We start from the raw sequence: 12,800 nt of genomic DNA on the forward strand, positions 1-12,800 counted from the left end.
GGGTGGTGCCGCCCGCGTTCAGGGCCTCCAGCGTCGAGTTGTACGCGGCCTTCTTGTTGCCGCTGCCGTCGAAGAGCAGCGGGGTGCCGCCGGAGCGCCACGAGTCGGTGTCCCGGATGCCCCACACCGTGATGCCGGTGCAGCGGGCGACGGCGAGGCAGTCGGTGACCACGCCGCGGTACGCGTTCGCCTGCGAGGTGCCGGAGCCCTCGATGTCCAGCTCGGTGATCTGCACGTCCACCCCGAGGGCGGCGAAGCTGGAGAGCGTGGTCCGGTAGTTGCCCGGGTACGGCGAGTTGGCGTTGAAGTGCGACTGGAGGCCGACGCAGTCGATCGGCACGCCCCGCTGCTTGAAGTCCTGGACCATCCGGTAGACGGCCTGGGTCTTGGCGTGGGTCCAGTCGTCGGTGTTGTAGTCGTTGTAGCAGAGCTTGGCGCCGGGGTCGGCGGCCCGGGCGGCGCGGAACGCCGCCTCGATCCAGTCGTTGCCGGTGCGCTGGAGGTTGGAGTCGCGGCGGGCGCCGCTGCTGCCGTCGGCGAACGCCTCGTTCACCACGTCCCAGGAGTGGATCTTGCCCCGGTAGTAGGTGGCGACCTGGGTGACGTGGTTCAGCATGGCGTTGCGCAACTGGGTGCCGGACATGTTCTGCATCCAGCCCGGCTGCTGCGAGTGCCAGGCCAGGGTGTGCCCCCGGACGGACATGCCGCGTGCGATGGCGTGGTTGACGATCCGGTCCGCGTTGGCGAAGTTGAACTGCCCCTGCTGCGGCTCCGTCGCGTCGATCTTCATCTCGTTCTCGGCGGTCACCGAGTTGAATTCGCGGTTGAGGATGCCGACGTAGGTGGAGTCGGAGAGCTTGTTGGCCGCCACGGCCGCGCCGAAGTAGCGGCCCTTCTCGGCGGCCGAGGCGCCCAGGGTGGTCGCGGCGCTCGCGCTGGAGGCCACCACCACGCTGGTGGAGACGAGGGCGAGACCGACGGCGGCAGCGACCAACGCGATGCGTGGCCGCAGTCGGGGAGCCGGACGCCCGCTACCGCGGGCGAAGGCGTTGTTCATGGCATGAGCCTTTCGACGAAGCCGTGCTTGATGGAAGCCGGCCCCGACTACTGCCCAAACATGGTGGCTCCCGCCGTCTGCGCGGTTGCCCGTGAGCCGCGCCGGTCGGTGCCTGCAGCCCGCCACCATGAGTAGATCGAGGCTGTTGTATCGAAAACAGTATCGAAACACGTCGGAAAGCTCAACGCGCGTCGACACACTTTCGGCCCTGCGGAACCGGAGCGCGGCGCGTCCCACAGCGGGATCACGCTGTGGCCAGGCCCTCAGCCGGTCCCGACCGACGTCTCCGGAAGTTTCGGTGCCCCGGGCCCGTCCACCGCCCCGGAGAACAGGTCGGCCAACCACCGCAGCTGACGGCGCACGTGGGTCGCGTCGCCGTGCTCGTGGCCGTTGAACGGGTACACGTGCATGCTCCGCTGCGGGGCGGGACCGCCGGTGGCGGCACCGTACTGGTTGTAGGCGGCGAAACCGGTGCTCGGCGGACAGACGGTGTCCCGCAGGCCGATCCCGAAGTGCGCGGGCGCCTGGGCCCGCCGGGCGAAGCTGACCCCGTCGACGTAGGACAGGGTGCGCCGCACCGCCGCCTCCGCCTCCCGGTGCACCGCGAGGTAGGTGACGATGTCGCCGTACGGGCCGGCGTCGGTGATCTCGATGGCCCGCTGCACGTGGCACAGGAACGGCGCGGAGGTGACCAGCGCGGCGAGGTCGGGCACCAGACCGGCGACGGCCAGCGCCAGTCCCCCGCCCTGGCTGTTGCCGGCGGCGACCACCCGCGCCGGGTCGGCGCCGGGCAGGGCACGGGCGGCGTGCACGGCCCGGACCGCATCGGTGACGAGCCGGCGGTAGTAGTAGCCCTCCGGTGCCAGGATGCCCCGGGTCACCGGCGTCGGCCCGCCGGGCGTCGCGCCGTGCGGGTCGGGCGTGTCACCCAGGCCGTAGAGGCCGGACTGGCCCCGGGCGTCCATCAGCAGGTGCGCGTACCCGGCCACCGGCCAGGTCAGCCGCTCGTGCGGCAGGCCCCGGCCACGCCCGTAGCCGACGTACTCCACCACCACCGGCAGCGGTCCGTCCACCCCGGAGGGGCGGGTGTACCAGGCCCGGACCGGCTCCCCGGCGAACCCGGCGAACGTGACGTCCCAGCTGTCGACGAGACGAAGGTCGGTCGGCTCGGGCCGGACGTCGATGAGCACCGGTGTCGCCGCCGTCGCGTGCAGGGTGTCCTGCCAGAAGGCGTCGAAGTCGGCGGGCTCCGGCACGGCCGGGGCATACCGTCGCAGGTCGTCCAGGGGCAGGTCGAACAGGGGCATGGCACCTCGCAGCAGGTCGCTCAGGTGGGTGGAGGGGCGGTGCTCTCGCGGATCATCAACTCGGCGACCAGGTCGATGCGGCTGGTCGGCAGCGCGACCCCGTTCGCGAGGTCGAGCAGCATCTGGGTCGCCGTACCGGCCATGTCGCGCAGCGGCTGGTGGACGGTGGTGAGCGCGGGTCCGATCCAGGCCGACATGGGCAGGTTGTCGTAGCCGACCACGGAGAGGTCCCCGGGCACGTCCAGGCCGAGCTGCCGGGCGGCGCGCAGCACCCCCATCGCCTGGAGGTCGGACCCGGCGAAGACGGCCGTCGGGCGGTCCGGGCGATCGAGCAACTGCATGCCGTGGGTGTAGCCGGCGTCGACGTGGAAGTTGCCGAAGCGGACCAGGTCGGGTGCGACGGGTACGCCCATCTCCTCGTGCGCGCAGCGGAACCCCGCCGTCCGCGCCCGCGCGCAGAGCACGTCCTGCGGACCGGAGATGACCGCGACCCGCCGGTGGCCGAGCTCCAACAGGTGACGGGTGGCCAGCAGCCCACCGTTCCAGTTGTTCGAGCCGACCGCCGGCACCGAGGCGACGCTGGCGCTGTCGTTGTCGATCACCACCACCGGGATCGACTGCCGGTCGAACCGTCGTCGCTGCTGGTCGGTCAGGTTGCACATGACCAGCAGCACGCCGAGCGGGCGCCGGGCGAGCACCGCGTCCACCCAGGACTGCGGCGGTCGACGTGCCCCGCCGAGCTGGGAGAGCACCAGGTTCACCGGAGGCAGGGCGGCGACGGCCTCGACACCACGGATGATCTCCAGGGCCCAGTCCGAACCGAACTCGTGGAACACCAGCTCGATCTGTCCCGCACCCGGGGACCGTCGGGCGCGGCGACGATACCGGTGTCGCTCCAGACTGGCCTCGACCCGCGCCCTGGTGCCGGCAGCCACGTCGGACCGGCCGTTGAGAACCTTCGAGACGGTCGCTGCCGAGACCCCCACCTCCCGGGCGATGGTCGCGATGGTGGTGGGGCCGAGCACGTCCGGCGATCGGTTCTCCGTCATACCGACCCTCTGCAACGATCCCGAAAATTTCGGGGAACCATAGCACGGGATCCCTCCACTGGCGACGACGACAGTCGATATGGCGGGAGCATGCACGAAGGTCCGGAAATCGCTTGCCTGCCCTGTGGGAACCGTGTGGGCAGTCGGTTCGTGAGCCCTTGACACACTCCATCGACACCCATAGGTTCCCGACACAGGTGACGAACTGGTTTCCGAAACTATCGAGAATCGCCGTCCGCAGCGGCGTCCGTGTGGCCTGCCGGAACGACCTGCCCCGGTGCGGCCAGAGGGGTTCGCATGACGAGTCAGCTACCTGTCGACGATCGATTGACGTCACCGGACGACGATCGGTGGCGCGACCCGACGCGGCGCCCCGACGAACGGGCCGACGCGCTCATCCCGCTGATGTCGCTGGAGGAGAAGGTCGCCCAGTTGGTCGGCCTCTGGGTCGGCGCCGACGCCTCCGGCGAGGGTGTCGCGCCCCACCAGACCGACATGGTCGAGCACACTCCGCCCTGGCGCGAGGCGATCCGGTACGGCCTGGGGCAGCTGACCCGACCGTTCGGCACCGCACCGGTCGATCCGGTCCTCGGCGCCCGGTCGCTGGCCGCCAGCCAGGCGCAGATCGTGGCGGCGAGCCGCTTCGGCATCCCGGCGCAGGTGCACGAGGAGTGCCTGACCGGCTTCGCCGCCTGGCGGGCCACCGTCTACCCGGCACCACTGAGCTGGGGCGCCGCCTTCGACCCGGAACTGGTCGAGGAGATGGCCGACCGGATCGGACGGTCCATGCGGGCGGCCGGCATCCACCAGGGACTCGCCCCGGTGCTCGACGTGACCCGCGACTACCGGTGGGGACGCACCGAGGAGACCATCGGCGAGGACCCGTACCTCGTCGGGACCACCGGCGCGGCGTACGTACGGGGGTTGGAACGGGCCGGGGTGGTGGCGACCCTCAAGCACTTCGCCGGCTACTCGGCCTCCCGGGGCGGGCGGAACCTGGCGCCGGTGCCGATGGGCCGCCGGGAACTCGCCGACGTGATCCTGCCGCCGTTCGAGATGGCGTTGCGGCTCGGTGGCGCCCGCTCGGTGATGCACTCCTACGCCGAGATCGACGGGGTGCCGGTGGCCGCCGACGAGGAGCTGCTCACCGGAGTGCTGCGCGACCGGTGGGGCTTCGCCGGGGTCCTCGTCGCCGACTACTTCGCGGTCCGCTTCCTGCAGAGCCTGCACGGGGTGGCCGCCGACGCCGGGGAGGCCGCCGGTCTCGCGTTGCGCGCCGGCATCGACGTGGAACTGCCCACCGTGGACGCCTACGGTCCCCCGCTGGTGGCGGCGGTCCGTTCCGGTGCCGTCGCGGAGACGCTCGTCGACCGCGCGCTGCGCCGGGTCCTGATTCAGAAGATCGAGTTGGGGCTGCTCGACGAGGGCTGGCAGGAACTGCCCGCCGACGTCGACGAACTACGCCTGGACGACGAGGCCGGCCGGTCCGTCGCGCTGCGGCTGGCCCGCCAGTCCGTCGTCCTGCTGCGCAACTCCGACGGCGCGCTGCCGCTCGCCGCCGACCGGCAGGTGGCCCTGATCGGCCCGGTGGCCGACGACCCGATGGCGATGCTCGGCTGCTACTCGTTCCCGCTGCACGTGGGCGTGCACCATCCGGAGCACGGCGTGGGGGTCGAGATCCCGTCGCTGCGCACGGCCCTCCAGCAGCGCCACCCCCGCCTGACGTACCACCCGGGGACCGCCGTCACCGGCGACGACACCTCCGGCATCGCCGCGGCGGTCCAGGCCGCCACCGAGGCCGACGTCTGCGTCCTGGCGGTCGGCGACCGGGCGGGCATGTTCGGCCGGGGCACCTCCGGCGAGGGTTGCGACGCCGTCGACCTCGACCTGCCCGGCGTCCAGGCCGAACTGGTCCGCGCGGTGCTGGCCACCGGTACGCCGGTGGTGCTGGTGGTGCTCTCCGGCCGGCCGTACGCGCTCGGCGCGCAGGTGGCCGACGCCGCCGCCGTCGTGCAGGCGTTCTTCCCCGGCCAGCTCGGCGGTCAGGCGCTGGCCGAGGTGCTCACCGGTGAGGTCGACCCGTCCGGACGGCTGCCGGTCAGCGTCCCCCGGCACGGCGGGGGCCTGCCCGGCACGTACCTCTCCCCGCCGCTCGGCCACCGGACGCAGGTGTCGTCGGTGGACCCGACGCCCGCGTTCCCGTTCGGGCACGGCCTGAGCTTCACCACCTTCGAGTGGGACGACGCGGCGGTGACCGACCCCGAGGACAGCGGTCCCACGCCGTGGCCGGTCGACGGCACCGCCACGGTCGGCGTCACGGTCCGCAACACCGGAGCGCGGGACGGCACCGAGGTGGTCCAGCTCTACCTGCACGATCCGGTGGCGCAGACCACCAGACCGGTGGTCCGCCTGGTCGGGTACGCGCGGGTGCCGCTGCGACCGGGCGAGGCGGCCCGGGTCACCTTCGAGGTTCCCGCCGACGTCACCTCCTTCACCGGACTGCACGGCCGGCGCGTGGTGGAACCCGGGGACGTCGAGCTGCGGCTGGCCCGGTCCAGCGGCGACCCGGTGGCACGGCTGGCGCTGCGGCTGGTGGGCGCCGAACGCGAGGTCGGCACGGACCGGGAACTGGTCTCCCGCGCTTACGTCACGCCCGCCACCCAGGGCCGGCGATGAGTGCCCCGGCCTCGGTGACGGCACCAGCCCCCGACTTACCGACGCGCCCACCCGGCACCCCGCGCCCGACCCGGCGCACGTGGCGGCGGGCGCTGCGCCGGGACTGGCAGCTCTATTCGCTCGCGATCCTGCCGCTGCTGTTCTTCCTGATCTTCCGGTACCTGCCGATGCTGGGCAACGTGATCGCCTTCCGCCGGTTCCAGCCCGGCGGGAGCATCTTCGGCGAGTACTGGGTCGGCCTGCGGTACGTGAAGATGTTCCTGGCCGACCCGACGTTCTGGAACGTCTTCACCAACACGCTGGTGCTGGGCGGGTTGACCCTGCTGTTCTGCTTCCCGCTGCCGATCGTGCTGGCGCTGCTGCTCAACGAGGTCCGGGCCCGCCGGCTCAAGCGGTTCGTGCAGTCCGTGTCGTACCTGCCGCACTTTCTGTCGATCGTGATCGTGGCCGCCATGGTGATGCAGTTGCTCTCCATGGACGGCACGGTGAACTCACTGGTCACGTCCGCCGGCGGCGAGGCGGTGCCGTTCCTGCAACGCCCCGAGTGGTTCCGGACCATCTACATCTCGTCCGAGGTCTGGCAGACCGTCGGCTGGGGCACCATCCTCTATCTGGCCGCGCTGACCACCATCGACGAGGACCTGTACGAGGCGTCCCGCATCGACGGCGCGAACCGCTGGCGGCAGACCTGGCACGTCACGCTGCCGGGGATCCGGCCGACCATGGTGACGTTGCTGATCCTCAACATCGGCACGTTCATGGCGGTCGGGTTCGAGAAGATCCTGCTGCTGTACAACCCGCTCACCTACCCGACCGCCGACGTGATCTCCACGTACCTGTTCCGGATGGGCTTCGGGTCCAGCAACTTCAGCTACGCCGCCGCGATCGGTCTGTTCGAGGCCGTGATCGGGCTGATCCTGGTGCTGTCGGCGAACCTGATCGCCCGTCGCACGGTGGGGACGAGCCTGTGGTGACCGTCGACTCCACCACCGCCCGGTCCCGTCCCCGCCGCCGACGGGGCATCCGGCAGAGCCGGGGCTACCGGGCGTTCCAGGTGGCCAACGCGATCGTGTTGACCCTGGTCGTGCTGGTGACGCTCTATCCGTTCGTCAACATCGTGGCCCGCTCGCTGAGCAGTGAGGCGTTCATCATCGCGGGCGAGGTGAACCTGGTGCCGCGCGGGTTCACCGTCGACACGTACCGCCTGGTGTTGTCCGACTCGCTGTTCTGGACGAACTACCGCAACACCCTGGTCTACACGGTGACCGCCACGCTGATCTCGATCGTGCTCACCACCTGCTACGCGTACGTGCTGTCCAAGAAGGACCTGAAGGGTCGCGGCGCGCTGGTCGGCATCGCGGTGTTCACGATGTTCTTCTCCGGCGGTCTGATCCCCAACTACGTGCTGGTCACCAGCCTCGGCCTGAAGAACAGCGTCTGGGCCATCGCGCTGCCCAACGCGATCAACGTGTTCAACCTGCTGGTGATGAAGGCGTTCTTCGAGAGCCTGCCGAACGACCTGGAGGAGGCCGCCGCCGTCGACGGGCTGAACACGTACGGCATCCTGCTGCGGATCGTGCTCCCGCTGTCGAAGGCCATCGTCGCCACCATGGTGCTGTTCTACGCGGTGGCCTTCTGGAACTCGTGGTTCGCCGCCTTCCTCTACATGGACCAGCAGGAGCTGTGGCCGGTCACCGTGTACCTGCGCAACCTGATCGCCGGTGCCACCGGCGCCGAGAACGTCGGCGCGATCGCCGAGGCCAACGAGGTGCAGGCCGAGGCGACCCTCAAGTCCGTGACCATCGTGCTCACCACCCTGCCCATCCTCCTGGTCTATCCCTTCGTCCAGCGGTACTTCGTCCGGGGCATCATGCTCGGCGCGGTCAAGGGCTGACCAGCGGTTCCATCCCCGCTCCCCACCACACCGAAAGGACCGCCATGTTCCGCAGATCGTGGCGACAGGTGGCGATTGCCGCTGCCGCCCTGCTCACCGCCTCCACCCTCGTCGCCTGTGGTGACGACCCGTCCGACAACCAGGACCTGTCGGAGAACCGGGCCGGGGCGATGGAGAACTACGCGGTCGGTACGCAGTTCAAGGCCACCGACCCGATCTCCTTCTCCGTCCTCTACAACAACCACCCGAACTACCCGTTGAAGAACGACTGGCTGTTCTGGTCCGAGCTGACGTCCCGGACCAACGTCACGCTGGAACCGGTCGCGGTGCCGCTGAGCGACTACAACCAGAAGCGCAGCCTGCTGATCGGTGCCGGCGACGCACCCCTGCTGATCCCCAAGACGTACCCGCCGGACGTGAACACGTTCGTCTCCTCCGGGGCGATCCTGCCGGTCAGCGACTACCTCGATCTGATGCCGAACCTCAAGGAGAAGATCGAGAAGTGGAACCTCCAGCCTGAGATCGACACGCTCCGCCAGCAGGACGGCAAGTTCTATCTGCTGCCCGGTCTGCACGAGAAGCCGTGGCACGACTACTCGCTGGCGATGCGTACCGACATCCTGGAGGAGCTGAACCTGGAGGTCCCGAAGACCTGGGACGAGCTCTACACCGTGCTCAAGGCGATGAAGGCCGCGTACCCGGACGTCTACCCGTTCTCCGACCGGTGGAGCCAGCCCAACCCGGCCGGCAACCTGCTCAACCTGCTGGCCGTCACGCACGGGCTGGACGGCGCCGGCTGGAACTTCCAGCACATGAGCTGGAACGCGCAGGCGCAGAAGTTCGAGTACACCGGCGCCACCGAGCACTACCGGCACGTGCTGGAGTACCTCAACAAGCTGGTCGCCGAGAAGCTGCTCGACCCGGAGAGCTTCACCCAGACCGACGACGCCGCCCGGCAGAAGCTCGCCAACGGCAAGTCCTTCGTGATCAGCGCGAACGCCCAGGCCGTCGTGAACGACTACCGGCCGGACCTGGCGGCGACCAACCCGAAGGCGAAGATCGCCAAGATCCCGCTGCTGGTCGGACCGGCCGGTGAGATCAACCCCTCCAGCCGGCTGGAGAACGGCATGATGATCTCGTCGAAGGCGCGGGACAGCAAGAACTTCGTGGCCATGATGCAGTTCGTCGACTGGCTCTGGTATTCCGACGCCGGCCAGGAGTTCGCCAAGTGGGGCGTGGAGGGCACCACCTTCGTCAAGGACGCCTCCGGCAAGCCCACGCTGGCACCCGACGTCAACGTCATCGGCCTCAACCCGAGCGCGCCCAAGCACCTGCAGAAGGACTTCGGCTTCTACAACGGCGTGTTCGCCTACGGTGGCAAGCCCGAGCTGGTCCAGGCGTTCTTCTCCCCCGAGGAGCAGGAGTTCCAGCAGGTGATGAACGCCCGTGCGCCGAAGTCACCGCCGCCGCCGTACCCGCTCAACGACGAGGAACGCGAGCAGGTGTCGCTCTGGGAGACGCCGCTGCGTGACCACGTCTACCAGGCCACCCTCCAGTTCATCCTCGGCCAACGGGACCTCGGCCAGTGGGACGCCTACCTGGCGGAGCTGAAGGCCAAGAACATGGACGCGTACGTGGAGCTGGCGAACAAGGCGCACGCGCGCTACAAGGAGGCGAACGGCTGACCCCGGGGCCGGTCCGATCGTGTCGGTGCGATCGGACCGGCCACTTTCCCCGCGCCGCCCCCGCGAGCCCCCGAGGACGAGGATGCGCACCGTTGTCGACCACACCGCGCCCTGCGGGAACGCGAGCCGCCTGCGCGGCCAGGAGCGGCCGTGAGCGCCGTGGTGCGGGAGTTCGGCGACGGGCCGCTGTCGCGGGGGGCCGCGCTGATCTACACGCTGCTGGTGGTCGAGGTGCTGCTGCTGGTCTGCGCGGCCCCCGGCCTGATCGCACTCTTCGCGCTCGAACGGCACCCGAGCAACCTGCCACTGGTCGCGCTCTGCGCGGTGCCGCTCGGCCCGGCGCTGTCCGCCGCGCTCTACACGCTGCACCACCAACGCCTCGACCTGACCGACCTGCACCCGGGTCGCCTGTTCTGGCGCGGCTACCGGGCCAACCTGGTCGGTGCGCTGCTGGTCTGGGTGGCGACGCTGGCGTGGCTGACCGTCATCGCGGTCAACCTGGTCAACCTGCCGGTGGCCGGAGTTCCCGGCTGGTGGGTGGTGCCGCTGGTGGCGGTCGGTGTCGGGGTCGCCGTGGTCGGGATCAACGCGCTGGTCATCACCTCGCTGTTCGCGTTCCGGCTGCGCGACGTGCTGCGGCTGGCCGGTTACTTCGTGCTGCGTACGCCGGTGGTGGCGGTCGGCACCGCGTTGTTGCTGGTGGCGGCGACGGCGCTGACGCTTGTCGCGTCGGAGGCGGCGACCGCGGCCCTGGGGTCGCTGCTGGCACTGGCGCTGGTACGCGGCGCGGTGCCGATGACCGACGTGGTCCGCGAGGAGTTCGTGCGGTGACGGATGTAAGGAAGGGCCCCTTCCTAACGTCTCGTGTATAGCAGGGGTCCCCTCCTTACATCTCGGCGCGACGGGCGACGGCGCGGGCGTGCGCGATCGCCAGCAGCCGGTCGACCTCGGGCAGCATCTGCGGGCCGGGCATGACGATGCCGACGAAGCCGTGCCGGGCGTACGCGGGATGCGGCAGCACGGTGTCCAGCCGGGCGAAGTCGTACTCGTGTCGATGCTGCGGGAAGTCGGCGGGCGGGAAGCCGAACAGCCGCGTGAACTCGGTCCGTCCCAGGTCGAGGTTGAGCCGGAAGACACCGGGCCGGTCGAGTCCGGCCTCCTCGTCGAAGCCGGGCACGTCGCGTTCCACGATGGTGGCGAACGGCCGGCGGTGATCCGGGCCGACGGAGAAGAACCTGTCGCCCCAGGCGCCCTCCGGCGCCCCGGTCTCCTCGCTCGCCACGAGTTGCGTGGTGCCGGGCAGCGCCAGGATCCGGGCCGCGAGCATCGCCGGGTCGGTGCCGGTCGGCACGTGCAGCAGCACGTCCGCGTGGTCGACGGTCGCCTGCTCCAGCGGGAAGTAGCGGTAGTCGTGGGTCCGTTTCCCGGCGGGTCGCACCGTCGAAGCGGGGACGTACCGGGGCAGGTCGCCGTCGTGCTGGAGGGCTCCTTCGAAGGAGTCGGGCTCGGGCTCCCCGATGCCGAGGGCCGGGCTGACGCCGAGGCTGCCGACCACCACCGCGTACCCGTCGCCCAGCAGCGAGCCGACGATCGCACCGGCACTGCACCAGGTGACCTCGGTGCCGGCCATCGTCATCGTGCCCGGGTCGCGTTGCAGGTGCCGGTGGTGCGCGAACACGAGGGTCGGGCCCCGCTCCGCCTCGGCCGCGCGGATCGCGAGCAGGTTCTCCGCCATCAGCGCGGCCCGGACCGCCACCAGTCGGGCGAAGCGTTCCTCCCGGCCCAGCGGCGCGGCCGCCGCCGCGTGGTAACGCAGCACCGCGACCGCCGACGTGGCCTGCGCGTACGCCGCCCGCCAGCCGTCCGGCCTCCGGGGCGCGTGCAGGTACAACTCGGTCAGCAGGTCGTCGGCGAGCACCCGCAGACGCTGTGCCTCGGGCGTGCCGCCGACCGACCGCCCCGGCTCCCAGATCGCCGCCTGGTCGCTCCATCGGGTCTCGTCACCCACCAGGGAGTCGATCTCGGCCGTCCGGTCCTGGCCCAGGTACTCGCAGACCCGCAGCAGGAACGCACGGGGGCTCGGCGCACCGGTGATCTCCAGCGGGGCGTCGAAGCCGTGGAACGTCAGGCGCTCGGCCGTCGGCCGCCCCGCGTTGTACTCCCGCATCCGCACCAGCAGGTCCCGGTTGGCCGGGGCGTCACCGAACCCGTGGCTGAACCCCTCGGCGAGCGCACGCTCCAGGGTCACCGTGGCGGAGCCCTGCACGAACTCGTCGGCGACCAGGCCGGCGGCGCGGTCGCTCTCCAACGCGATCGACCGGTATCCCCGCTGCGCCAACGCCAGGAACAGCTCGGTGCGGATCTGGAGGAAGGCGGATTCGCCGTGTGTCGGTTCGCCGAGCGCGAGCAGGGTCGGCGGTACGGGAAGCAGGTCCAGGAGATTCGTCACTCCATCGACCGTATCGCTGAACCACCCGTTGAGACTTTCGAGCAAACTGTCACGGTGAACGTGGTGCAACCCTCAAACAGCGTGACACGTCGGCCGATCGACCTGGCCCGTCCGCACGGCCTGTCCGCCCAGGCGGTGCGCAACTACGAGCGGGACGGGGTCCTGCCGCCCGCCCCGCGCAGTCCGAGCGGCTACCGCCGATACACCGAGCGGCACGCCCGGGCCCTGGACGCGTACCTGGCGTTGATTCCGGGGCACGGGTACGCGGCGAGTGGCGAGATCATGCGCGCCGTGCACCGGGGCGAGATCGACACGGCGTTGCGGGTGATCGACCAGGGTCACGCTCTGCTGCACCGCGACCGGGAGACCCTGGACGCGGTCGAGACGGCGGTGGCGGTCCTCACCGGGGCCGCGCCCGACGCGCCCCGCCGGGCGGAGCTGTCGATCGGTGCCCTGGCGCACCGGCTCGGCGTACGGCCGGCGACCCTGCGCAAGTGGGAACGGGCCGGCGTGCTGCGACCGGACCGTGACCCGGCGACCCGCTACCGCGTCTACGCCCCCGACGACGTGCGGGACGCCGAACTCGCCCATCTGCTGCGGCGCGGCGGATACCGGCTCGACCACATCGCCGACGTGCTCGACCGGGTACGCGCCGCCGGGGGCGCCGCGCCGCTCGCCGCGTC

Annotated in this window: 10 protein-coding genes; 6 read left to right on the top strand and 4 right to left on the bottom strand. The window is 70.7% G+C overall.

The annotated features are described in order from the left end of the window. The 3 genes from EYA84_RS15025 to EYA84_RS15035 form a co-directional block, all read right to left on the bottom strand. Positions 1-1,057: endo-1,4-beta-xylanase (locus tag EYA84_RS15025; RefSeq protein ID WP_131053693.1), on the bottom strand; the 1,057-nt coding region annotated here is incomplete at its 3' end. 263 nt (positions 1,058-1,320) lie between these two features. Then, positions 1,321-2,364, bottom strand: coding sequence for an acetylxylan esterase (locus tag EYA84_RS15030; RefSeq protein ID WP_131053694.1), 1,044 nt, complete (start codon positions 2,362-2,364; stop codon positions 1,321-1,323). Between the two features lie 20 nt (positions 2,365-2,384). Beyond that, positions 2,385-3,413 (bottom strand): LacI family DNA-binding transcriptional regulator, encoded by a 1,029-nt coding sequence (locus EYA84_RS15035; RefSeq protein ID WP_131053695.1) that lies wholly within the window; start codon positions 3,411-3,413, stop codon positions 2,385-2,387. Between the two features lie 297 nt (positions 3,414-3,710). Here EYA84_RS15035 and EYA84_RS15040 point away from each other — a divergent pair, with 297 nt between their 5' ends. From EYA84_RS15040 to EYA84_RS15060, 5 genes are all read left to right on the top strand, one after another. Beyond that, the gene (locus EYA84_RS15040) at positions 3,711-6,089 is read left to right on the top strand and encodes a glycoside hydrolase family 3 N-terminal domain-containing protein (protein ID WP_131053696.1); all 2,379 of its coding nucleotides are present in this window, start codon (positions 3,711-3,713) and stop codon (positions 6,087-6,089) included. Further along, complete coding sequence (locus EYA84_RS15045) at positions 6,086-7,063, top strand: sugar ABC transporter permease (protein WP_236145775.1); 978 nt, start codon at positions 6,086-6,088, stop codon at positions 7,061-7,063. Before EYA84_RS15040 ends, EYA84_RS15045 begins: the two co-directional genes overlap by 4 nt. Continuing rightward, on the top strand, positions 7,060-7,983 hold the full coding sequence (locus EYA84_RS15050; RefSeq protein ID WP_131053697.1) for a carbohydrate ABC transporter permease: 924 nt from the start codon (positions 7,060-7,062) through the stop codon (positions 7,981-7,983). The genes EYA84_RS15045 and EYA84_RS15050 overlap by 4 nt, the downstream gene beginning before the upstream one ends. Before the next feature lie 68 nt (positions 7,984-8,051). Continuing rightward, the gene (locus EYA84_RS15055; RefSeq protein WP_236145776.1) at positions 8,052-9,668 is read left to right on the top strand and encodes an extracellular solute-binding protein; all 1,617 of its coding nucleotides are present in this window, start codon (positions 8,052-8,054) and stop codon (positions 9,666-9,668) included. A gap of 150 nt (positions 9,669-9,818) precedes the next feature. Then, positions 9,819-10,499 (top strand): DUF624 domain-containing protein, encoded by a 681-nt coding sequence (locus EYA84_RS15060; RefSeq protein ID WP_131053699.1) that lies wholly within the window; start codon positions 9,819-9,821, stop codon positions 10,497-10,499. 55 nt (positions 10,500-10,554) lie between these two features. Here EYA84_RS15060 and EYA84_RS33465 read toward each other — a convergent pair whose 3' ends face one another. Further along, on the bottom strand, positions 10,555-12,117 hold the full coding sequence (locus EYA84_RS33465) for a DUF6194 family protein (RefSeq protein WP_236145777.1): 1,563 nt from the start codon (positions 12,115-12,117) through the stop codon (positions 10,555-10,557). Between the two features lie 81 nt (positions 12,118-12,198). Between EYA84_RS33465 and EYA84_RS33470 the strand changes: the two genes are divergently transcribed. Beyond that, positions 12,199-12,800 (top strand): MerR family transcriptional regulator (locus EYA84_RS33470; RefSeq protein WP_236145778.1); only part of this gene is annotated, 602 nt, incomplete at its 3' end.

The sequence above is a fragment of the Verrucosispora sp. SN26_14.1 genome (genome assembly GCF_004307965.1).
Classification (GTDB): domain Bacteria; phylum Actinomycetota; class Actinomycetes; order Mycobacteriales; family Micromonosporaceae; genus Micromonospora.

Bases quoted from the DNA above. Each gene is read 5' to 3' on its own strand.
- EYA84_RS15030 (WP_131053694.1), bottom strand. From the start codon at position 2,364: ATGCCCCTGTTCGACCTGCCCCTGGACGACCTGCGACGGTATGCCCCG.
- EYA84_RS15035 (WP_131053695.1), bottom strand. From the start codon at position 3,413: ATGACGGAGAACCGATCGCCGGACGTGCTCGGCCCCACCACCATCGCG.
- EYA84_RS15040 (WP_131053696.1), top strand. From the start codon at position 3,711: ATGACGAGTCAGCTACCTGTCGACGATCGATTGACGTCACCGGACGAC.
- EYA84_RS15045 (WP_236145775.1), top strand. From the start codon at position 6,086: ATGAGTGCCCCGGCCTCGGTGACGGCACCAGCCCCCGACTTACCGACG.